Consider the following 22,325-nt stretch of genomic DNA (forward strand, 5'->3'; position numbering starts at 1 on the left):
CTCAGGCCTGCCCCGTCCTCGGCCGGTTGACCGGGGAGCGCGGCAGGGCCAGCTCGATCTCCTCGCGCAGGTGCTCGATCCTCGCGTAGCCGGCGTACTGCCCGGTCAGCCGGTACATCTCGCGGAGCCGGTCCCAGGTGCGGTGGGACGAGGTCTCCCCCATGGACATCAGGGCGAGCCGCGCGTACCGGTCCGCCTGCTCGGGGTCGTCGGCGATGAAGCAGGCCGAGGCGAGCGAGATGTGGTCGAAGAGCTTCGAGCGGTCGTGGCCGCCGCGCCGGAGTTCGAGCGCCAGCTTGGCGTGGCGCTGCGCGGGGACGGCCGCGGCGGGATCGTGATCGGCCAGGGTGCGGTAGGCGAGGGCCTGCATGCCGTGCATGTCGGCCTCGTCGAAGTTCTGCATCCAGCTGGGGTTCTCCTCGTCGCGCCGGTCGGACACGAAGAGGTCCTCGGCCTCGCCGAGGGTCCGGCGCATGGCCTGGCCCCGGCCCATCGAGGCCTGCGCCCAGGCCTCGATCGTGTGGAACATGGCCCGGGTCCTGGGCAAGACGCGTTCGCCCGAGCCGTCCTTGGCGAGCTTCATCAGGTCGAGGGCGTCGTCGGGCCGGCCCAGGTGCACCATCTGGCGGGCCGCCCGGGACAGGGCCTCACCGGCCCTCGGCCGGTCGCCGCCCTCTCGGGCCGCGTGGGCGGCGATCACGAAGTACTTCTGCGCCGTGGGTTCCAGGCCCACGTCGTGGGACATCCAGCCGGCCAGGACGGCCAGGTTGGCGGCGACGCCCCAGAGGCGCCGCTGGAGGTGGTCGGCGTGGCGGTAGGCGAGCATGCCGCCCACCTCGTTGAGCTGGCCCACCACCGCCTTGCGCTGGAGACCGCCGCCCCGGGACGCGTCCCAGGCACGGAACACCTCCACCGAGTGCTCCAGCGCCTCGATCTCCTCCGACCCGATGGGGGCGGCCTCGTAGCGGTCGAACCCGGCGGGGTCGGCGTGGAGGGGATCGGAGGCCCGCTGGGAGACACCCTGGCGAGCGGGGTCGGTCTGCAGCCAGTCGTGCATGGCGTTGCTGAGTACGGAGCCGGCGGCAAGCGCGGCACCCGCGCCCACCAGGCCGCGTCGGTTGAGCATGAGGTCCATTCCCGTGAATTCGGTGAGGACCGCCGCCGTACGATCGGGTGCCCAGGGCAGCCCGTCAGGGTTCTCCGTCTTCCTGACGTCCTGCCGCTTTCCGCTGCGCCCGTGTCGTACGAACCCGAGGTCCTCGATGGTCACGACACGGCCGAGTCGCTCGGTGAACAGTGCTGCCAACACCCGGGGGACCGGATCGCGCGGGGTCTCGCCCCGGTCGATCCACCGCCGCACCCGCGAGGTGTCGGTCGCCAGCTGGGGGTGGCCCATGGCCGCCGCCTGCCGGTTGACCAGTCTCGCGAGTTCGCCCTTGGACCATCCGGCCAGGCCGAACAGGTCTGCCAGGCGGGTGTTGGTTTGTCCGGTCACGTCTAAGCCCCCAGGTTCTCGGCTGAGTTGACAGTAGCCCCCTGTCATAGGCCTGGCGACAATTCGCCAGGCTTCGCCAGGGTCCGCGAGATGTTCCGCCACCCGCGCGCGGGTGTCAGGTAGGAATGCGCCACCCCGCCCCGCCGACCGGCCCTCATTCCCCAGGGTGCGGACCGGGGGCGGGCGGGGCGACGCACGCAACTCGTCGGCGCACGAAGGGATCTGTCACCTCCATGTACACAGCATCGTCCTCCGTGTCCGCCCCGCCCCGGCCGCAGCACCGCATCGTCCCGGCCGGCGGCGGACCCTACCTCGCACCCGCCCCGCAGGCCGTACGGCCGCGGCGCTGGGTGGCCGGCACGGGTACCCAGCCGATCAGCGGAAGAATCGATCTGTCAGGCCCCCAGGGGGCGCAGCTGAAGATCGCGATCGCGTCCGTCCACCGCATCTGCCCCGAGTTCAACCCCGTCCAGGTGCTGCGGCGCAGCGGGCGGTCGGTGCTGATCGTCGGGACGACCGGGCGGACGACGGCGGTCGCGAAGTGTTTACTGGACCACTCCCCCGCGTGGGTCGAGCGGTTCCAGCACGAGATAGCGTCCTACCGCTCCTTCGTCCGCCACCGTCCGCCGGTGCGGGCGCCGCGGCTGATCGCGGCCGACCCGGAGAACTGCACGCTGGTGATCGAGCGGATGCCCGGGCGGGCGGCGGCACTCTCACGCCACCCGGTCGAGGCGCCGCCCCAGGCCGACGTCCGGGCCGCGCTGGGTGCGATCGCCCGGCTCAACGCCTGGCGCCCGCCGGCGGGGACGTTCGACGCTCCGCTGGACTACGGGGCACGGATCGCCCGCTACCACGAGCTCGGGCTCTTCACCGACCGGGACCGGGACGACCTGCAGAAGCTGCTGCACGGTCTGGCGCACGCGGGCGGGCGGCAGGGCATGGGCCAGTTCTGCCACGGTGACGCCCTGCTCTCCAACATCCTCCTCTCCCCCGCCGGACCCGTCCTCGTCGACTGGGAGCACGCGGGCTGGTACCTCCCCGGCTACGACCTGGCGACCCTCTGGGCGGTGCTCGGCGACGCCCCGCTCGCCCGGCGGCAGATCAGCCAGCTCGCCCAGCAGGCGGGAGCGGCCTCCCGGGACGCCTTCCTGGTGAACCTGATGATCGTGCTGACGCGGGAGATCCGGACCTACGAGACGGCGGTGCAGCGCACCATGAAGGAGGCTCCGCCGGCCGGTTCCGTACCGGTGCCCACGGGCGCGCTCGCGCCCGGCGAGGAACAGCGGCTGCTGCTGAGGCGGCTGCACGACGACTGCGCCATGGCACGGCGGGCCGTGCGCGCGGCGGTCGGGACACGCTGAAGGGCGGCCCGGCCGACGAAACGGGGGGTGCGCCGTGCCCCGGTGCCGACACACCGGGACGCGGCGCACCGGCGTTCCCGCCCCGGCGGGAGACCGGGCCATTGGTCCACTCCACTGACGCGTCCCAGGCCCGGGACCCGTCTCCGCGAAACTCCTCCGGACGGCCTCCATCCCCGCGCTGACGTGGGAACTTCGGCCGTGGACCGGGTGATTGACGGATCGTCCGGGACCCGATACCCCTGTACGGGTTCGGTCCCGCACGCCCCGGTGTCACCCCCCGCCTCTGGAGGCTGCCTTGCCCCGTTCCACGTCCCCGGGTCTCCCGGGATCCGCACCGCGGCGCCGTGCGCCGAGGGCGGCGGGCGTCCTCGCCTGCGCCGCCCTGCTGCTCCCGCTGCTGTCCGCCGCGCCGCCGGCGGGTGCCGACGCGGCCGAGCCGGGAGCCCTCCAGGACCAGTTCGCGCGGGCGGCCTCACGGCACGGCGTACCGGAGAGCGTGCTGCTCGCCGTCTCGTACCTCCAGTCGCGGTGGGACGCCCACGGGGGCGCGCCGAGCGTGACCGGCGGCTACGGGCCGATGCACCTGACGGACGCGGTCACCGCCCTGACCGAGGCGCCCCCGCACCACTCGGAGGGGACGGAGGACGCGCGCGGGGACTCCTCGCGCGGCGCGCGGACCGCCGCGGAGGCGCCCCGGCCCGCCACCGTCCCGTCGGCCTCCGCCCTGCCCGCGCGGCTGCGCACCCTGGAGCGGGCCTCGGAGCTGTCCGGGATCCCGGCCGAGGAGCTGCGGACGCGCACGGCCGCCAACATCGAGGGCGGGGCGGCGCTGCTCGCCGCCGCCCAGCGGGCGTCGGGCCGGCCGGCGAGCACGGACCCGGCCGACTGGTTCGGGGCGGTGGCGGCGTACTCGGGCGCCGACGACTCGGCGACCGCCGCCACGTACGCCGGTGACGTGTTCGACGTGATCCGGTCCGGTGCGTCACGGACCACGGACACCGGGCAGACGGTGTCCCTCGCGGCCGCCCCCGCGGTCGCGCCCGACACCGGTCAGCTCGCCGGCCTCGGTCTGCGGCCGCCCGCCGACGGCCCCGTGGAGTGCCCGCGCACGGTGGCCTGCGAGTGGATCCCGGCGCCGTACGAGGAGTTCGGCGACGGCGACTACGGGAACCACGACAAGGCGAACCGGCCCGCCTCGCAGTCGATCGACTACATCGTCATCCACGACACCGAGGCCACCTGGGACGTCACCCTGCAACTGGTGCAGGATCCGACGTACGTCTCGTGGCAGTACTCGCTGCGCTCGTCCGACGGGCACGTCGCGCAGCACCTGGCGCTCGAGGACGTCGGCTGGCACGCGGGCAACTGGTTCGTGAACGCCAAGTCCGTGGGCCTGGAGCACGAGGGGTTCCTCACCGCGCCGGACTCCTGGTACACGGAGGCGATGTACCGCTCGTCGGCCCGGCTCGTGCGCCATCTCGCCGCCCGGTACGGCATCCCGCTCGACCGGCAGCACGTCCTCGGGCACGACAACGTGCCGGGGACGGTGGCGTCCACGATCGCGGGCATGCACACGGACCCGGGGCCGTACTGGGACTGGGCCCACTACTTCGAGCTGCTCGGCCGGCCGATCACGCCGAGCGCCGGTCCCCGGGCCGGCGTGGTGACGATCCGGCCCGACTACGGCGACCACCGGCCGGTCTACACGGGCTGCGTCTCGGCGGGCGAGGCGTGCGCGCCGCACGGCAGCGGGGCGGTGCGGCTGCACACCGCCCCGAGCGCCGACTCGCCGCTGGTGAGGGACATCGGTCTGCGGCCGGGCGGGCAGGACTCGACCACCGGGGTCAACGACACGGGGGCCCGCGCCTCGACCGGGCAGAGCTACGCGGTGGCGGAGCGCAGGGGCGACTGGACGGCGGTCTGGTACCTCGGGCAGAAGGCCTGGTTCCGCAATCCCGTGAAGGAGCCGACCGCGGTGAACGCGCGGGGGCTCGTCCTGACGCCCCGCGAGGGCCTGGCGTCGGTCCCGGTGTACGGGCGGGCGTACCCGGAGGCCTCGGCGTACCCGGCGGGCGTGCCGGTCCAGGCGGTGTCGCCGCTGCCGTACGCGCTGCTCGCCGGCCAGCGGTACGTGGTGGGTGACCGGACCCCGGGCGAGTACTACTTCGCTCCGGTGTTCGACAGCAGCGGGCATACGGTCGTTCGAGGCCAGGAGGAGTACTACCAGATCCAGTTCGGCCATCGCGTGGCCTTCGTCAAGGCTGCTGACGTGCGGGTTTTCCGGGCCTGACCAGGGCCTGGCCGAAAGCCGAGGGGTGGCGCCGGAGGAGCGGTCCGGCACCACCTCTCCGGCGTTCATAGGACTATTCAGGAGATCGCGTGCGCCGTACGGGTCACGGGTAAAGGTGGGCCCGACACACCCCCCGCTCACCGGAAGGCCCACCAGCAGATGCCTCAGCCCTTCGTTATGCCGGATTTCTATGTCCCGTATCCGGCACGGCTCAACCCCCACGTGGAGGCGGCCCGCACCCACACCCGTGACTGGGCGCGGTCGATGGGGATGCTGGAGGGCTCGGGGGTCTGGGAGCAGCACGACCTCGACTCGCACGACTACGCGCTGCTCTGCGCGTACACCCATCCCGACTGCGGAGAGGAGGCCCTGAACCTCGTCACCGACTGGTACACCTGGGTCTTCTTCTTCGACGACCACTTCCTGGAGGTCTTCAAGCGGCCCCAGGACCGGGCGGGCGGCAAGACGTACCTGGACCGGCTGCCGCTGTTCATGCCGGCGGACCCGGCGGCGGGCATGCCCGAGCCGACCAACCCGGTCGAGGCGGGGCTCGCCGACCTCTGGCTCCGGACCGTCCCCTCCATGTCGGAGGGCTGGCGGGTGCGGTTCGCGGAGGCCACCGAGCACCTGCTGAACGAGTCGCTCTGGGAGCTCGACAACATCAACGACGGGCGGATCGCCAACCCCGTCGAGTACATCGAGATGCGGCGCAAGGTGGGCGGCGCGCCCTGGTCGGCCGGGCTCGTCGAGTACGCGGCGGGGGCCGAGGTGCCGGCCCGGGTCGCGTACTCCCGCCCGCTGCGGGTTCTCAGGGACGCCTTCTCGGACGCCGTCCACCTGCGCAACGACCTGTTCTCGTACCAGCGCGAGGTGGAGGACGAGGGCGAGAACAGCAACGGCGTGCTCGTGCTGGAGAAGTTCCTCGGCTGTACGACCCAGGAGGCGGCGGACGCCGTCAACGACCTGCTGACCTCACGGCTCCAGCAGTTCGAGAACACGGCCCTCACCGAGGTCCCGCTCCTCGCCGCCGAGAAGGGCCTGGACGCGGCCGAGTGCGCGGCCGTCGCCGCGTACGCGAAGGGGCTGCAGGACTGGCAGTCCGGCGGCCACGAGTGGCACATGCGCTCCAGCCGGTACATGAACGAGGGCATGGTGGGCGGCCCCTCGCACCTCGACGGGGTCCTCGGCACCTCCGCGCTCGACATCCGCACCCTCTTCGGGCGCCCGGCGGCGTCACGGCTGCGGTCCCTCACCCACGTGCCGCACCAGCGGGTGGGGGCCTCGCTGCTCCCCGAGTTCGACCTGCCCTACCCGCTCGCCCTCAGCCCGCACCACGCCGAGGCGCGCCGGCTGTCGCTCGACTGGGCGGAGCGGTTCGGGCTCCTGGACGACCTCTGGGACCGGCCGACCGCCGAGGGCTTCGACCTGGCGCTCTGCTCGGCGGGGCTCGACCCGGACGCCACCCCGGAGGAGCTGGAACTCAGCGCCGAGTGGCTGACCTGGGGCACCTACGGGGACGACTACTACCCCGCCGTCTTCGGCCGCCCGCGCGACCTGCGGGGCGCGAAGGAGCAGACCGCACGGCTCAAGTCCTGCCTGCCGGTGGAGGATCCGGTGGCGGGGGCCGCGCTCGCCGCCAATCCGCTGGAGCGCTCGCTCGCCGACCTGTGGGCCCGGACCGCGGGCCCGATGACGGCCGGGGCCCGCACGCAGCTCCGCCAGGCGCTCGACGTCATGCTGGACAGCTGGCTGTGGGAGCTGCACAACCAGGCGCAGCACCGGGTGCCCGACCCCGTCGACTACATCGAGATGCGCCGCAGCACCTTCGGTTCCGAACTGACCACGCTGATGGCCCGGTTGCGGCACCAGGAGGTGTTGCCGCCGGAGTTGTACCGCTCGGGGACGGTGCGCGCCCTGGAGAACGCGGTGATGGACTACGGCACCCTGATCAACGACCTCTTCTCCTACCAGAAGGAGATCGAGGTCGAGGGCGAGGTCCACAACGGGGTGCTGGTGCTCCAGACGTTCTTCGACTGCGACTACCCGACGGCGGTGGCCATGGTCGACGACCTGATGCGGGGCCGGCTGCGGCAGTACGAGCATCTCAAGGCGCGTGAGGTCCCGGTGATGTACGAGGACTTCGGGCTCGACGCGGCAAAGCGCGCCGCCTTCGAGGCGTACCTGCGGGAGTTGGAGGACTGGCTCGCGGGCATCCTGCACTGGCACCGGATGGTACGGCGCTACGGGGCGGCGGACGTGTACGCGGGCAGCGGGGCGGCGCTGCTGCGGCGCGGCCCGACCGGGCTCGGCACGTCGGCGGCTCGGATGGCGGACCTGCTGGGCCCGGTGAGGGTCTGAGCGGCGCGGACGGGGGGCGGAGCGGTTCCGTGGACGGCTCCGCGCCCCGGCGGTCAGGAGCTGCGGCCGCGCAGCTCGTCGAGTTCGCGGCGGTCGCGCTTGGTGGGGCGCCCGGCGCCCCGGTCCCGCACGGCGGCCACGGCCACGTGCTCGCGCGGCGGCGGGGGCGGGCTGTTGTCGACGTACGCCTCGACGGCGACCGGCGGGCCGACCCGCTTGGTGTGGAGCTCCTTGACCTCGACGATCCGCTCCCTGCCGCCGTGGAAGACGCGGACCTCGTCGCCGGGCTTCACCGACTGGGCGGGCTTGGCCCGTTCGCCGTTGACCTTGACGTGCCCGGCCCGGCAGGCCGCCGCGGCCTGGGCCCGGGTCTTGGTGAGGCGGACCGCCCAGATCCAGCTGTCGACGCGTGCGCTCATCGGCCCCCTGCCTCCCCGTCAGCCCTGCTGGAACAGCTCGGCGGGCAGCGGCTTGAGCAGCGCGTAGAGGTCGTCGGTGATCGGCCGGTCCCAACTGGCGATCGTCACCAGGACGTTGTCGCTGCGGTCGAACTGGACGCAGGAGATGCGGCTCTCGGAGAGCTTGAGGCGGCGGACGATCAGGAGGTTGTCGCCCTGCATCACGGGGACGTCCTCGGTGTCGAGGACCTCGACCGGCTCGTCGTTCTCCAGGGCGGCGAGGAGCTGGGCCACCTCGAAGGGGACCTGTCCGTCGGCCAGCTCGCGCGCCGGCGAGCCCTCGGGCAGATTGCCGATGATCATCGCGGGACCACGGCCGCCGAACAGGTCGTACCGGAGGAAGACGCCCTGGCAGGAGCCGTCGGGCGCGGGCAGCAGGCCGGCACCGAGATTGCCGGGCCAGTCCCCCGGGTCCATGGCCAGGACATCGAAGTCCGGGCCCGCGGGAGTGGCGGCGCTGCGGCGGCGGAGGAAGGACATACGGCCATGGTACGTGCCCCGGCGCACGATGCGACGCGCCGGGCGGCTCCGGCCGGTCAGCCCTGTCCCGCCGGGTCCCGGGGCTCCCGTCCGGTGTTCCTGAGGGCCTCCGCGAGGCCGGTGCGGTCGGTGCCGAGCTTGCGGTAGACGGCCGAGAGGAGCCGGGCCACGGCAGGGCCGTCGACACCCAGGACGGCGGACGCGTCCTGGTCGCGGACGGTGAGGTCGGCGGCGGCGCGCTCACGGGCGGTGAGCGTGTCGGTGCCGGCGGGGTGCAGGGCCCGCGGTCGCAGTCCGGCGGCCGCGAGCTCGGCGCGGGCCGTCTCGACGAGCGCGTCGGCCCCGCAGTCCTGGGCGGCCTCCAGCCCCCGGTAGAGGTGCTCGGCGGCCTCCGCCGCGCGCTCGGTGCGCCGCAGGGCCGCGCCGAGGGCGACCAGGGAGCGGGCCAGCTCGTAGGCGGCGGGCGACTGGTCGAGCCAGTCGACGGACTCCTCCAGGAGCTTCACGCGGTCGGCGGGCTCGGACACCTCGGCGGTGACGCGGAGCGCCTGGCCGATCGCGGAGGGCGCGCCGTACTGGCGGGCGCGGGCGACGGCCTCGTGGGCCGTGGCGAGGCCCTTCGCCGGGGAGGTCGCGGCCTCGGCGAGCGCGAGGTGCAGCTGCCAGGGGCAGCAGGAGGGGTTGCGCTTGCCGCGCGGGTCCAGGCGTCGGCCGACGGCGGCCAGCGCCTCGGCCGCCTCCTTGGTGCGGCCCGTGGCGAGCAGCAGTTCGGCGTGGACGGTCTCGCAGTCGGGGATCGTGACCGCGGCGGGGAACGGCTCGCCGAAGTCGTGCTCGCGGGCGACCTCCACGGCCTCGTCGGTGCGGCCGCGGGCGATGAGCACCTCGATCATGACGCCGGTCGCGTACCAGAGCGCCGGGGTGCGGGCGCCGACGCGCTCGGCGAGGCGGAGTCCGGCGCGGGCGAAGTCCTCGGCCTCCATCAGCCGGCCTCGGCGGAAGCGGATGTAGCCGATGAGGGTGTAGGCGAAGGCCAGGTGGGCGCCGCGCCAGCCCTGCTTCTCGAATTCGGCGGTTCCGGCGGCGAACAGCTCCTCCGCGCGGCCGGGCCGGTCGGCGTAGAGGTGGAGGAGGGCTACGAGGACCGGCACCTCGAAGCCTCGGCTCTCGTCGGCCCAGGTGAGGCCGCCTTCGAGGGCGCGCTCCGCCTCCCTGAGGGCGACGGAGGCGGGTTCGGCGCGCAGGGTGGCGTCCCAGGCGCGGAGTCCGATGATGTACCGCTCGGTGACGTCCCGGCCGGTGAGGCGTTCCGCCAGGGCGGCGAGGCGCCGGGACCGGGCGGGCGACTCCGGTTCGTCGGCGCGCAGCGCGTCCCACATGAACTTCTCGGCCTGCATCCGCAGCCGGCTGCGGGCGTCGGTCGCCTTCCTGGCCTCCTCGCCGAGGAGTTCGGAGGCCTCGACGAGCCGGTCGCTGTGGGCGAGGACCTGGGCGAGGCGGTAGACGATGCCGTGGCGCAGGGCCGGGTCGGCGACCGGTTCCTCCAGCGCGGCCCGCAGGTGGTTGACGGTGGTGACGGGCTCGGTGAGCAGCGAGGAGCAGCCGAGTTCGTAGAGGACGGCGGCCCGGTCGTCGTAGGCGGGCGGCTCGCGCAGGGCGCGGGCGAGGAAGCGGCGGGCCGCGTCGGGGGCGCCGGCCCGGAGGTTCTCGCCGGCGGCGGCGCGCAGCTGGTTGACGACCCAGGGGTCGCCCTCCGGATGGGTCTCCAGGAGGTGGCGGGCGGCCGCGGTGGGGCCGAGGCCGGCGTCGACGACGGCCCAGGCGGCCTGGCCGTGCAGGGCGACGCGGGTGGCGTCGGGGATGGACCGGTAGACGGTGGTCGCGATGAGGGGGTGGACGAACTGGAGCGGGTCGTCGGCGCCTTCGGCCTCGGCGAGGACGCGTGCCTCGCGGAGGCGGGCGGCGCAGTCGGCGACCGCCTCGCCGCCGAGGGCGGCGACGGCGCCCGCGAGCTGGGGCGAGATCTCGGTGCCGAGGACGGCGCAGGCCCAGGCGAGGCGGACGGTGGCGGGGCCGAGCCGTTCGAGCCGGGTGACGAGTCCGGTGCCCTTGAGGGCGGCGGAGAGGTCGCGGAGTTCGTGGGCGCCGTCGGCGGTGGGTTCGAGGCCGCGGTCGCAGACCTTGGCGGCGAGTTCGACCGCCTCGAAGGGGTTGCCCGCGGTGACGGACCAGAAGTCGCGGCAGAAGCTGTCGTCGGCGTGCTCCCCGACCCGGTCGCGGACCAGCTTGGCCACGGCGGACGAGGTCAGGGGTGCGAGTCCGAGGGGGCGCTGCCCGGATCGGCGTCCGGTGAACTCCACTCCCTCCTCGGGGAGTTCGTCGGGCCGGTAGGCGACGACCAGGAGCATGGGCAGCTCCTCGGCGCGCGGGGCGAACGCGGCGAGCCAGCCGAGGGACTCGGGGTCGGCCCAGTGGACGTCGTCCAGGACGACCACGAGGGGCGCCCGGCGTACGGCCAGGTGGGTGAGGACCCAGTCGAGTCCGTCGCGCAGGCCCTGCGGGTCGGGCGGCGAGCCTTCGGCGGAGGCGCGGAGCCCGAGGGCGGGACCGACGATGTCGTACCAGGAGCCGAGGCGTTCGCGCAGTTCGGCGTCGGAGGCGTGGGCCAGCTGGGGCTGGAGGAGCTGCCGGGCGACGTGGAACGCGACCCGCTGCTCCTGGTCGCCGCCGCGCGCGGACAGCACGGTGCAGCCGCGGGCGCCGGCCCGGCGGCGGATCTCGGTGAGCAGGGTGGTCTTGCCGAGGCCGGCGGGGGCGGCGTAGGCGAGGATGCCGCCGCGGCGGACGACCGGGGGTCGGTCGGTGGTCGGGGCGGACGGTCCGGGGCCGGGTGCGAGGCCGCCGTCGGGCACGGGCCGGAGTCCGCCCCGGCCGGTGGGGGCCTGGGCGGACTCGGAGTGGGCGCTCCGGGGGCCGGTCGCCGGATCGGGGTCATCGGCTGCGGTGCGGTCGGGGACCGCGACCAGGTGCGGGCCGCGCGTCTCGCGCGGCGAGGGTACGGCGACCGGCCACGGCGGCTCGTCCCCGAGACCCGTCAGGAGGTCGAGCGCCTCCTCGGCCGCGGTGAGCGCCGCCTCACGCTCGATCAGGCCGCTCCCCTGTCGGGCCGACCTGCCGTCCTGACGTGCCACGTTCCACCCCCACACAGGGGGCGCGCGCCCGGCGCACGGTCAGGGGCGCCAAGCGGGAAGCCCCGCGAAAGTCCCAGCGTACGCCCGATGGAGTGAGCTGGGACGGTCAAACGGCCAAGCAAAGGCACGCCGTGTCGTCGTCGGCGCGTTCGGCGCGGCGCGGGACCGTGGAGATCACCCGTCCGGCGGCGGTCGCGGTCGCGTCCGCCGTGGTCAGGACGGTGGCGTCGGACGGGGTGACCTGCCGCTCCCCGTCGGCGGGGGCGGGACGGAACGTCCGATACCCGGCGCGCCGTTCCGCGCGCCCCGCCGGGCCCGTGGGACGTGCCGGTGGCCGAAACGCGATTGCCCCTCGGGGCCGTCGGGGCCGGAGGGGCGTCGGTGCGGTCCTGGCGGGCGCACCGTGCGCCCCCTGCACGCCTAGGACACCCCCTGGGAGGGTCCTCCGTCCGCCGAGAGCCGGTGGAGTACGGCCAAGGCCTGCTGGGCGCGGGCGTGTTCCACGAAGAGGTGGTCGTGGTGGAAGCCCGCCACGACGTTGCAGCTGAGCCCCTCGGCCGCGAGCGCCGCGGCGACGGCGGCGGTCAGGCCGACGGCGTCGAGCGCCGAGTGCACGCGCAGGGTGATCCGCCCCGCCACGTAGTCGTAGGGGAGGGCTGCGGCGTCCGCCTCCTCCTGGCGCACCACGAGGGTGAGGCCCTCGTCCTCGGCGACGGTCACCACGGGGGCGACCCCGGCCGGGGCGGGGCCGTCCACCGTGGTGAAGACGTAACGGGCGGGGTCGAGCTCCGGCCGCATCCCGGCGAGGAGCCGGGTCAGGTCACGTTCCGCGTTCATGGCCGCCAGGGTAGGCGCCCGGAGGTCCGGCGCGGTTCAGCCGGTGGGCGGGGTGTCCCCCACGAGCCACATCGCGAAGAACTGGGCTCCGCCGCCGTAGGCGTGCCCGAGGGCCCGGCGGGCGCCGTCGACCTGGTGCTCGCCCGCCTCGCCGCGCACCTGGAGCGCGGCCTCGGCGAAGCGGATCATGCCGGACGCTCCGATGGGGTTGGTGGAGAGCACTCCGCCGGAGGGGTTCACGGGGAGGTCGCCGTCGATCTCGGTGACGCCCGCCTCGGTGAGCTTCCAGCCCTCGCCCTCCTCCGCGAAGCCGAGGTTCTCCAGCCACATGGGCTCGTACCAGGAGAACGGCACGTACATCTCGACCGCGTCGATCTCCCGCCGGGGGTCGGTGATGCCGGCCTGCCGGTAGACGTCGGCCGCGCAGTCGCGCCCCGCCCGCGGCGAGACGAAGTCCTTTCCGGCGAAGAGGGTCGGTTCGCTGCGCATCGCGCCGCCGTGCAGCCAGGCGGGCGGGCGGGGCGAACGGGCCGCGCCCGTCCGGTCGGTGAGGACCATCGCGCAGGCGCCGTCGGAGGAGGGGCAGGTCTCGGAGTAGCGGATCGGGTCCCAGAGCATCGGGGAGGCGCGCACCTTCTCCAGGGTGAGGTCGTGCTCGTGGAGGTGGGCGTAGGGGTTCTTGAGCGCGTTGCGCCGGTCCTTGTAGGCGACGAGGGAGCCGATGGCGTCGGGGGCGCCGGTGCGCCGCATGTACGCGCGCACGTGCGGGGCGAAGAAGCCTCCGGCGCCGGCGAGCAGGGGCTGCTGGAAGGGCACGGGCAGGGAGAGGCCCCACATGGCGTTGGACTCGGACTGCTTCTCGAACGCCAGGGTGAGGACGGTCCGGTGGACCCGGGCGGCGACCAGGTTGGCGGCGACGAGCGCGGTGGAGCCGCCGACGGAGCCCGCCGTGTGGACCCGGAGCATGGGTTTGCCGACCGCGCCGAGCGCGTCGGCGAGGTACAGCTCGGGCATCATGACGCCCTCGAAGAAGTCGGGCGCCTTGCCGATGACGACGGCGTCGATGTCCGCCCAGGTCAGTTCGGCGTCCTCCAGGGCGCGGACGGCGGCTTCGCGGACGAGTCCGGCGATGGACACGTCCCGGCGGGCGGCGACGTGCTTGGTCTGGCCGATGCCGACGACGGCCACGGGCTCTTCAGGCATCTGTGTCCCCTTCCAGGACGGCGACCAGGTTCTGCTGGAGGCAGGGCCCGGAGGTGGCGTGGGCGAGGGCGCGGTCGGAGTCGCCCCGGTGGATGCGGGCGGCGGCCTCGCCGAGGCGGATGAGGCCGGCGGCCATGACGGGGTTGGCGGCGAGGGCTCCGCCGGAGGGGTTGATCCGCACCCCGTCGCCGAGGCCGAGGGCCCGGCGGAGGACGATCTCCTGGGAGGTGAAGGGCGCGTGGAGTTCGGCGGTGTCGACGGGTGCCTCGAAGGCTCCGGCGCGTTCGGCGGCGAGACGGGTGGAGGGCGAGTCGGTGAGGTCGCGGACGCCGAGGGAGTGGGCCTCGATGCGGTGGTCCATGCCGCGGATCCAGGCGGGGCGGGCGCAGAGTTCGCGGGCCAGGTCGCCGGCGGCGAGGATCACGGCGGCGGCTCCGTCGCCGATGGGCGGGCAGTCCCCGGTGCGCAGCGGCCGGACAAGGTACTCGCCCTGGGGGCGGGCGCCGGGCAGTTGGGCGTGCGGGTTCGCGGTGGCGTCCTCGCGGCTGCGGGCGGCGATCGCGGCGAGGGCGGGTTCGTCGGTGGCGCCGGCGTCGAGGAGTGCCTGGGCCTGGAGGGCCGCGAGGGAGACGGAGTCGGGCCAGAGCGGGGCCAGGTAGTAGGGGTCGAGCTGGCGGGTGAGGACGTCCCGGACGGAGCCGGGCGAGGCCTTGCCGTAGGAGTAGACGAGGGCGGTGTCGGCCTGGCCGGTGAGGAGCTTCACCCAGGCCTCGTAGAGCGCCCAGGCGCCGTCCGTCTCGACGTGCGACTCGGAGATCGGCGGCCAGGCGCCGACGCCGTCGAGGGCCATGGTGAAGGAGAAGGCGCGGCCGGCCAGGTAGTCGGAGGAGCCCGAGCAGGTGAACCCGATGTCGGAGGTCTTGAGGCCGGTCTGCCGCAGGACCTCGTGGAGGACGGGCATGACCATCTCGACCTCGGAGAGGTCGTCGGTGCGGCGGCGGTGGTCGCTCTGGGCGAAGGCGACGATCGCCACCTCTCGGTCCGGCCGGTGCGGCGTCACAGCAGCTCCTTGTAGGTGTCGTAGTCGGCGTCGGGTTCGCCGGTGGGCCGGTAGTGGTCGGGGTAGCGGCCGTCCTCGCTCCACACGGGCTCGACGCGCAGGCCCATGCGGACCTGGTCGTAGGGGATGCCGCCGATGCGGCCGTGGAGGGCGAGCCCGGCGCCGTCGAGGGCGATGTGGGCGTAGACGTACGGGACCTCGATGTCGAGGTTCGCGGCCTTGATGTTGACGATGCAGTACGTGGTGACGGTGCCGCGGGGTCCGACCTCGACCTGGTCGGTGGTGGCGACTCCGCAGGTGGGGCAGGCGCCGCGGGGCGGGACGTACACCTTGGCGCAGGAGGGGCAGCGCTCGCCGACGGTCCGGCGTTCGGCGAGGGCGCGCAGGTAGCGGGTCTGGGCGCGGCCCGGGCTGTAGGTGTAGTCGAGGCGGGCGGCGGCGACGATGCCGGTGACGGGGTCGGCGAACCGGCCGTCGTGGGGGGCGGGTCCGGCGGCCGGGTCGCCTTCGTACGCCTCGAAGCACGCGATGTCCGTGATGGCGCCGGTCCGTTCGGCGGCCCAGCGGACGCGGACCCGCATGCCGGTGCGGACCGCTTCGGGGCCGGGGGCGTCGAGGGCGTGCAGGAGGGCGGTGTCGGCGCCGTCGAGGCGGACGAGGGCCCAGGCGAAGGGGGTCGCGAGGGGCTGTCCGGGCCGGGGGGCGGGGTTCCAGGCCCAGGTGGTGACGGTGCCGGTGGTGCCGACCTCGACGAGGTCGCGGAGTTCGGCGGCGGTGGCGGGGTCGTACTCGACGGGCGGGACGAGGACCTCGCCGGTCGCGGTGCGGACGCCGAGGACGGTCCGCTCCCGGAGGCCGGTGAGGAAGGCGGACTGGACGGGTCCCAGGGAGCGGGTGAAGGGGAACTCGACGACGAGGGGGGCGCGGAGGGTCTCCGGCGGGGGTGTCATGGGCACTCCTTGGTGGCGGTCGTGGTGGGGCGGCCCGGGGCCGCGGTGCGGGGTCCGTTCACTCGCGCCGGAACCGCGGCGGCCGCTTCTCGGCGAAGGCCCGCGCCCCCTCCTTCGCGTCGGCCGTGTCGAAGACCGGCCAGCCGCGCTTCAGTTCGGCGGCCAGCCCTTCGGCCTCGGTCAGCTCGGCGGTCTCGTACACGGACGCCTTGACCGCCTCGACGGCGAGCGGTCCGCAGGCGTTGATCCGCTCGGCGATGTCGAGGGCCGCGTCGAGCGCGGTGCCGTCGGGGACGACGCGGCCGACGAGGCCGATCGCGGCGGCCTCGGCCGCGGTGTAGGGGCGGCCCGTGAGGAGCATTTCGAGGGCGTGGGTCCGGGCGATCTGCCGGGGCAGGCGGACCGTGGAGCCGCCGATCGGGAAGAGGCCGCGCCTGACCTCGAAGAGGCCGAAGGTCGCGGAGGCGGCGGCGACCCTGATGTCGGTGCCCTGGAGGATCTCGGTGCCGCCGGCGACGCAGTAGCCCTCGACGGCGGCGATCACGGGTTTGCGGGGGCGGTGGTGGCGCAGCATCGCCTTCCAGTGGAGGTCGGGGTCGGCCGTGAGCCGGTCCCGGTACCGCTCGCCCTCCATTCCCTTGCCGGCCAGGGCCTTGAGGTCCATGCCCGCGCAGAAGGAGCCGCCCGCTCCGGTGAGGACGACGGAGCGGATGCCGTCGTCGGCATCGGCCTCCAGCCAGCCGTCGTGGAGGCCGACGAGCATCGGCAGCGAGAGGGCGTTCTTGGCCTCGGGCCGGTTCAGGGTGAGGACGAGCGTGGCGCCTTCGCGCCGTACGTCGAGGTGTTCGGTGCCGCCGGTGCCACTCATGGGGGTCTCCCGTCTCCAGTTCTGGAACAGGTTGCAGGAGCACGGGACCCAGTTCAATAGTTTTCTGACACTCAGTCAGATTCTTCTGCGCACCCCCTTCCGCCCTTCGCCGGTCGGCGCTCTAATGACCGCCGAGTCAGTGCGAACCGGGGTCAGGAGGAACGGTGGAGTACAACCTTGCCGACCTGTTCGAATCGGTCGTCGACGCGGTCCCCGACCGCGAGGCGCTGGTGTACGTCGACCATCCGGGGACCGGCGAGGAGCGCCGGCTCACCTACGCCGAGCTCGACGAGGCGGCCAACCGGATCGCGCACCACCTCACCGACGCGGGCATCCGGCCGGGCGAGCACCTCGGCCTCCACCTGTACAACGGCGTCGAGTACCTGCAGACCGTCCTCGCCTGCCTCAAGGCGCGGATCGTGCCGGTCAACGTGAACTACCGGTACGTGGAGGAGGAGCTCGTCTACCTCTACCGGGACGCCGACCTGGCCGCGCTCGTCTTCGACGCCGAGTTCACCGACCGGGTCGCGGCGGCGCTGCCGCAGACGGAGAAGCTGCGGCACCTCGTGCGGGTGGGGACCCCGCCCGGGGGAGCGCCCGCGCTCGACTGCGTCCCGTACACGGAGGCGGAGGCCGCCGGCTCGCCCGCGCGCGGTTTCGGTCCCCGCTCGGCCGACGACCTGTTCATCATCTACACCGGCGGGACGACCGGGATGCCCAAGGGCGTCCTGTGGCGCCAGGAGGACCTGTTCTTCGCCGGGCTGTTCGGCGGGGACCCCGCGGGCGAGGCCGTGAAGCGCCCCGAGGAGCTGGCCGAGCGGGTCGCGGCCGGCGGCGCCGGCATCACCTTCTTCCCCGCGCCGCCGCTGATGCACGGCACCTCCACGCTGACCGCGTTCATCGCCTTCAACTACGGCCAACGGGTCGTTCTGCACCGCAAGTACGTGCCGGAAGAGGTCCTGCGCACCCTGGAGAAGGAGAAGGTCTCCAGCATCTCCCTGGTCGGGGACGCCATGCTGCGACCGCTCGTGGACGCGCTGCGCGGGCCGCTCAAGGGAACGGACCTCTCCGCCCTGTTCAGCCTGTCCTCGTCCGGGGCGATCATGTCCGAGACCGTGCGGGCCCAGCTCCAGGAGCTGATGCCCGACGTGCTGCTGCTCAACAACTTCGGCTCCACCGAGTCCGGTTCCAACGGCCGCGCCACCGACGACTCGGGTCCGGCCAGGGGCTTCCGGCTGCACGTCAACGAACGCACCCGGGTCGTGGACCCGGCGACCCGGACCCCCGTCGCTCCCGGCGAGATCGGCCGGCTGGCCCAGCGGGGCCACGTTCCGCTCGGCTACTACAACGATCCCGGGAAGACGGCCGAGACGTTCTTCGAGGCGGACGGGGTCCGGTGGGTGCTCCTCGGCGACATGGCGACCGTGGACGAGACCGGGGTGGTCACCGTCCTCGGCCGCGGGTCCCAGTGCATCAACACCGGCGGCGAGAAGGTCTACCCGGAGGAGGTGGAGCAGGCCCTCAAGTCCCACCCCGACGTGTACGACGCCCTGGTGGCCGGAGTGCCGGACGCCCGCTGGGGCAACCACGTCGCCGCGGTCGTCCAACTCCGCGCGGACGCGCCCGCGCTCGGCCTGGAGGAGCTCCAGACCCACTGCCGCCCCCGCCTGGCGGGGTACAAGGTCCCGCGCCAGCTGGTGCTCACCGACCACATCCAGCGCTCTCCCAGCGGGAAGGCGGACTACCGCTGGGCCCGCTCCGTGGCGGTGGAGGCGGACCAGGAGGGGGCGTCACCCGCCTGAGGAAGGCCGGCCCGGGCGGAAGGCTCCCGGGCGGGCGGGGTCCGCCTCCGGATCCGACCGGCCGCCGGCCCCGGCCCGGCCCCCGGCCCGGCCCGCCCGGATCAGCCCTGCTCGCTGATGTTCACCATCCACGTGACCCCGAAGCGGTCCGTGCACATGCCGAACACGTCGCCCCACATCTGCTTCTCCAGGGGGACGGACACCGTGCTGCCGGCGGCCAGCCCGTCCCAGTAGCCGCGCAGTTCCCCGGCGTCGTCGCCGCTCAGGCTCACCGCGAAGCCGTTCCCCGGCGTCTGCTCCATGCCGGGCGGGCTGTCCGCGCCCATCAGCGTGAAGCCGCTGGGCGTCTCCAGCATGCCGTGCATGATCTTGTCGGCGTACCCGGGCGGCGCCTCGCCCCCGGCGCCGCCGTAGGTGTTGAGGGTGAGGGTCCCTCCGAGGACCTCCTGGTAGAACTCCATGGCCTGCTTCGCTTCACCGGGGAAGCTGAGGTAGGGGTTGAGACGAGTGGTCACACCTGACTCCTGTCGTGTCGCGCCGTGGACGGTGCCGGACACACGTCCGAGGGGCGCCGTCCCTCCGATCCTCCCCCGGTCCCCGCCCGATCGGCCGCGGCACGCCGCGCGCCTGGCCCGATCGGGCCACCGACCGCCGCGCCGGGCCGCGCGGCGATGCGGACGGGTGCGGTCCGGTGCGGCTCTAGAGGCCGAAGCTCCGCAGCGCGGCGAGGAAGGCGTCCGGCGCGTCCGTGTGGACCAGGTGGCCCGCGTCGACGGTGACGAGCCGGGCGTCGGGGATGCGGTCGGCCAGCCAGGAGAGCCGGTCCTGGCGGACGTGGCTGGTCGGGCCGCCCGCGACGACGAGCGTCGGGGCCTTGATCGCGCTGAGCTCCTCCCGCCAGGCCGGGTCGGGCGCGTTGAGCTGGGCATCGGTGGACGGGACGATCTCCCAGTCGAAGCCGAGCGGCCCCTCGGGGCGTACGGCCGGCGGGCGCGGCGGGTCGAGCGGGAAGAAGACGGGGACGTCCTCCAGGACCAGCCGTCCGACGAGGTCCGGCTCCGCGGCCGCGAGGAGGCAGGCGGACCCGCCGCCCATCGAGTGGGCGACGACCGTGGCCCCGGCGAGACCGAGAGCCTTGAGGAAGCCGCCGAGTTCGTCGCGGAAGGTGTCGAATCCGTAGCGGCCGGGCCGGTCGCTGAGGCCGTGGCCGCGCAGGTCGACGGCGTACACCCGGTGGTCGGCGGAGAGCTCCGCCGCGATCCGCGCCCAGGTGGTGCTGTCCTCGCCGCGCCCGTGGACCAGGACCACGGGCGGGGCGCCCCGGGAGCCCCGCACCCGGTAGGCGAGGCGGACCCCGTGGACCGTGACGGTGCGGACCTCCGGATCGAGGAACGCGGCGACGGGACGGACGAACGCGTCGGCGTCGTCGACCCAGGGGAAGTGCCCGGCGCCGGGCAGGACGACGAGTTCGGCGTTCGGGAAGAAGGCCGCGGCCTCGGCGGCCTTGGCCGGGGTGGGGCCCGGGTCGTGTTCCCCCGCGAGGACGAGGACCGGCGCGGTGAGCGCGGCGAGTGCGCGGCGGGTCGCCTCCGGGGTGTACGCGCCCTCCCCGTGGTAGACCGGGGCGGCCAGGTCGTTCGCCTGCCCGGCCTCGGCGGCGGCGTGCTCCTGGGCGGCCGCGTCCCAGCGGCCGTAGCCGAAGGGGGCGACGATCTCGCGGACGCGGGCCGGCGGGGTGTCCGGGCCGATCGCGTCGAGCGCGGCCCTGGCCCGCGGGTACCAGGGTCGGTCGGCGAAGACCTCGGCGGCCTCGTCCCACTCCTCGTCGGTGGTGTGGACGCCGAGTGCGCGACCGGCGGAGGTGACGACGACGAGCGAGCGGATCCGCTCGGGGTGGGCGGCGGCGTACAGGGTGGCCAGGTTCCCCCCGGCCGAGTGGCCGAGCAGGTCGAGACGCTCGAGACCGAGATGGCGGCGGAGCGCCTCGACGTCCCCGACCTGCCGGTCGCAGCGGTACGTGCCGGGATCGGCCGGTGCGGCGCTCGCCCCCGTCCCCCGGGCGTCGAGCAGGACCAGGGTGCGGTGCGCGGTGAGCCCGCCCAGGTCCCCGAGGTAGGCGGCGTCGCGCATCGGTCCGCCCGCGAGGCACACCAGGGGTTCGCCCCGTCCCTCGGTCCGGTAGGCGAGTTCGGTTCCGTCGTACGAGGTGAACATCGGCATGCGGCCGATCCTCACCGCCCGCCGACGATCTTCGCAACCGGGTTGGCGGCGGCCGCGATACGGTGGGCGCACCGTCCCCGACCAGCGAAGGAAGCATTCGACGTGCCCGAGACCCGGGAATCCGCGCTGCGGGGCGACTGCGCCTCGTGCTTCGGCCTGTGCTGCGTGGCTCTGCCCTTCGCCAGATCGGCGGACTTCGCCGTGGACAAGGCGCCGGGCGAGCCCTGCCGGAACCTCCGCGAGGACTTCCGCTGCGGCATCCACACCAGGCTGCGGCCGAGCGGTTTCCAGGGCTGTACGGTGTACGACTGCTTCGGCGCCGGGCAGCGGGTCTCCCAGGTGACCTTCGGCGGTGTCTCCTGGCGCGAGGCGCCGGAGACCGCGGGCCTGATGTACGACGTGTTCCAGGTGATGCGCCAGCTCCACGAACTGCTGCGCTACCTCACGGAGGCGTTGGACCGGCCGGCGGCCCGTCCCGTCCACGGCGAGCTGCGCGGGGCGCTGGCCCGGGTCGAGGCCCTCGTCGGAGGCTCGGCGGACGAGCTGGTGGCCCTGGCGGTGCCGGAGGTGCGGGCCGAGGTGAACCGGCTGCTGCTGAAGACGAGCGAGCTGGTCCGCGGCACCGCCGGCGGGAGGCCCGGGAGCCGGCGCGGTGCCGATCTGATCGGCAGGCGGCTGCGCGGGGCGAAGCTGCGCGGCACGGATCTGCGCGGGGCGCTGCTGATCGCCGCCGATCTGACGGGTGCCGATCTGTCGCTCACGGATCTGATCGGCGCGGACCTGCGGGACGCCGATCTGTCGGGTGCGGATCTGACCGGCGCGCTCTTCCTGACGCAGCCCCAGTTGAACGCGGCGCGCGGGGACGCCGCCACCCGCCTTCCGGAGGGGTTCGAGCGTCCCGCGCACTGGGCTTCCTGAGCCGGGGCGACCGGTCGGTCAGCCGTACAGAAAGGGGGTCGTGGTGGACAGCGTGCCGAACCCGAGGCGCTCCAGGATGGGGCGGCTCGTGTCGGCCGCGTCGACCTGGACGTAGCGGTGGCCGCGTTCGGCGGCGATGCGGGCTCGGTGGGCGACGAGGGCGCGGTAGAGGCCGCGGCCGCGCCAGCCCTCGACGGTGCCGCCGCCCCAGAGGCCCGCGAAGTCGGTGCCGGGGCAGAGTTCGAGGCGGGCGGCGCTGACGGGTTCGCCGTCGGCGAGGGCGACGACGGCGGTGACGGTGTCGGGGTCGGCAGCGAGCCGGTCCAGGAGCTGTCGTTCGAGCCGGCTGCTGTCGGTGCCGAAGGCGCGCTGGTGGACCTCGGCCACCTGCCGTACCCCGGACGCGTCGGTGACGGCGCGGAGTTCGACGCCGTCGGGCAGCGGTACGGAGCCGGGCAGGTCGGCGGCCTCGGCCGCCATCAGGGTCTCCGGGGGGTCGGCCGTGAACCCGGCGGCGGCCAGCCGGGCCCCGAGGTCGCCAGGGGTGTCGTGGGCGTACAGCTTCCACTCGAAGGACAGGCCGGCGGCGCGGTAGTGGTCGATCTGAGCGGCGACGGCGCGGTCGGCGTCGGCGGCGGTCAGGCCGGACCAGAGGACGCCGTTCCAGGCGTGCGCGGGTCCCGTCTGGCGGACGACGCCGCCGACGCGCTCGATCCGGCAGCCGGGGCCGTCGGGACGGGCCTCGCGGCGGAGCTGGCGGTCGTACAGGTCACGAAGGTGCTGGGGTTCCATGCCGGTCACTCCAGCACTCCGGTTCGGGCCCGGGCAAAGGGT

17 protein-coding genes are annotated in these 22,325 nt (G+C 74.3%); 5 read left to right on the forward strand and 12 right to left on the reverse strand.

The window, feature by feature from the left end; genetic code table 11:
* Position 1: 1 nt before the first annotated feature.
* Entirely contained in the window at positions 2–1,495 is a 1,494-nt protein-coding gene (locus tag ACF09E_RS01785) for a hypothetical protein (RefSeq protein WP_392203347.1), read from the reverse strand.
* Between the two features lie 233 nt (positions 1,496–1,728).
* Here ACF09E_RS01785 and ACF09E_RS01790 point away from each other — a divergent pair, with 233 nt between their 5' ends.
* From ACF09E_RS01790 to ACF09E_RS01800, 3 genes are all read left to right on the forward strand, one after another.
* A complete protein-coding gene (locus ACF09E_RS01790; protein ID WP_392203348.1) occupies positions 1,729–2,856 on the forward strand; it encodes an aminoglycoside phosphotransferase family protein in 1,128 nt (375 codons plus the stop codon).
* 295 nt (positions 2,857–3,151) lie between these two features.
* Entirely contained in the window at positions 3,152–5,146 is a 1,995-nt protein-coding gene (locus ACF09E_RS01795; RefSeq protein WP_392203349.1) for an N-acetylmuramoyl-L-alanine amidase, read from the forward strand.
* Positions 5,147–5,305: 159 nt separating this feature from the next.
* Positions 5,306–7,504 carry a germacradienol/geosmin synthase gene (locus tag ACF09E_RS01800; protein WP_392203350.1) on the forward strand — a complete coding sequence of 733 codons (2,199 nt, stop codon included), beginning with the start codon at positions 5,306–5,308 and terminating at the stop codon, positions 7,502–7,504.
* 53 nt (positions 7,505–7,557) lie between these two features.
* On the opposite strand, the gene ACF09E_RS01805 is transcribed toward ACF09E_RS01800, so the two are convergent.
* The 8 genes from ACF09E_RS01805 to ACF09E_RS01840 all read right to left on the reverse strand — a co-directional run bounded on the left by ACF09E_RS01805 (position 7,558) and on the right by ACF09E_RS01840 (position 16,551).
* Positions 7,558–7,923 (reverse strand): S4 domain-containing protein, encoded by a 366-nt coding sequence (locus ACF09E_RS01805; RefSeq protein ID WP_361851320.1) that lies wholly within the window; start codon positions 7,921–7,923, stop codon positions 7,558–7,560.
* 18 nt (positions 7,924–7,941) lie between these two features.
* Positions 7,942–8,442 carry a hypothetical protein gene (locus tag ACF09E_RS01810; RefSeq protein WP_388797191.1) on the reverse strand — a complete coding sequence of 167 codons (501 nt, stop codon included), beginning with the start codon at positions 8,440–8,442 and terminating at the stop codon, positions 7,942–7,944.
* A 56-nt stretch (positions 8,443–8,498) separates the two neighbouring features.
* Entirely contained in the window at positions 8,499–11,273 is a 2,775-nt protein-coding gene (locus ACF09E_RS01815) for an ATP-binding protein (RefSeq protein WP_392203845.1), read from the reverse strand.
* Positions 11,274–12,053: 780 nt separating this feature from the next.
* The gene (locus ACF09E_RS01820; RefSeq protein WP_392203351.1) at positions 12,054–12,470 is read right to left on the reverse strand and encodes an ACT domain-containing protein; all 417 of its coding nucleotides are present in this window, start codon (positions 12,468–12,470) and stop codon (positions 12,054–12,056) included.
* 36 nt (positions 12,471–12,506) lie between these two features.
* Positions 12,507–13,673 carry a thiolase domain-containing protein gene (locus ACF09E_RS01825; protein WP_388797186.1) on the reverse strand — a complete coding sequence of 389 codons (1,167 nt, stop codon included), beginning with the start codon at positions 13,671–13,673 and terminating at the stop codon, positions 12,507–12,509.
* Positions 13,666–14,733, reverse strand: coding sequence for a thiolase domain-containing protein (locus ACF09E_RS01830; protein WP_392203352.1), 1,068 nt, complete (start codon positions 14,731–14,733; stop codon positions 13,666–13,668). The genes ACF09E_RS01825 and ACF09E_RS01830 overlap by 8 nt, the downstream gene beginning before the upstream one ends.
* On the reverse strand, positions 14,730–15,683 hold the full coding sequence (locus ACF09E_RS01835; protein WP_392203353.1) for an OB-fold domain-containing protein: 954 nt from the start codon (positions 15,681–15,683) through the stop codon (positions 14,730–14,732). The genes ACF09E_RS01830 and ACF09E_RS01835 overlap by 4 nt, the downstream gene beginning before the upstream one ends.
* Positions 15,684–15,741: 58 nt before the next feature.
* On the reverse strand, positions 15,742–16,551 hold the full coding sequence (locus tag ACF09E_RS01840; protein WP_392203354.1) for a crotonase/enoyl-CoA hydratase family protein: 810 nt from the start codon (positions 16,549–16,551) through the stop codon (positions 15,742–15,744).
* A 164-nt stretch (positions 16,552–16,715) separates the two neighbouring features.
* Between ACF09E_RS01840 and ACF09E_RS01845 the strand changes: the two genes are divergently transcribed.
* Positions 16,716–18,353, forward strand: coding sequence for an acyl-CoA synthetase (locus tag ACF09E_RS01845; protein WP_392203355.1), 1,638 nt, complete (start codon positions 16,716–16,718; stop codon positions 18,351–18,353).
* A gap of 101 nt (positions 18,354–18,454) precedes the next feature.
* Here ACF09E_RS01845 and ACF09E_RS01850 read toward each other — a convergent pair whose 3' ends face one another.
* A complete protein-coding gene (locus ACF09E_RS01850) occupies positions 18,455–18,868 on the reverse strand; it encodes a VOC family protein (protein ID WP_392203356.1) in 414 nt (137 codons plus the stop codon).
* Between the two features lie 184 nt (positions 18,869–19,052).
* Positions 19,053–20,573, reverse strand: a complete 1,521-nt coding sequence (locus ACF09E_RS01855) for an alpha/beta fold hydrolase (RefSeq protein WP_392203357.1) — start codon at positions 20,571–20,573, stop codon at positions 19,053–19,055.
* A 102-nt stretch (positions 20,574–20,675) separates the two neighbouring features.
* On the opposite strand from ACF09E_RS01855, the gene ACF09E_RS01860 reads away from it, so the two are divergent.
* The gene (locus ACF09E_RS01860) at positions 20,676–21,491 is read left to right on the forward strand and encodes a pentapeptide repeat-containing protein (protein ID WP_392203358.1); all 816 of its coding nucleotides are present in this window, start codon (positions 20,676–20,678) and stop codon (positions 21,489–21,491) included.
* A gap of 18 nt (positions 21,492–21,509) precedes the next feature.
* Here ACF09E_RS01860 and ACF09E_RS01865 read toward each other — a convergent pair whose 3' ends face one another.
* The gene (locus tag ACF09E_RS01865; protein ID WP_392203359.1) at positions 21,510–22,283 is read right to left on the reverse strand and encodes a GNAT family N-acetyltransferase; all 774 of its coding nucleotides are present in this window, start codon (positions 22,281–22,283) and stop codon (positions 21,510–21,512) included.
* Positions 22,284–22,325 lie beyond the last annotated feature (42 nt).

It is taken from the genome of Streptomyces sp. NPDC014891, from assembly GCF_043081085.1.
GTDB lineage: Bacteria > Actinomycetota > Actinomycetes > Streptomycetales > Streptomycetaceae > Streptomyces.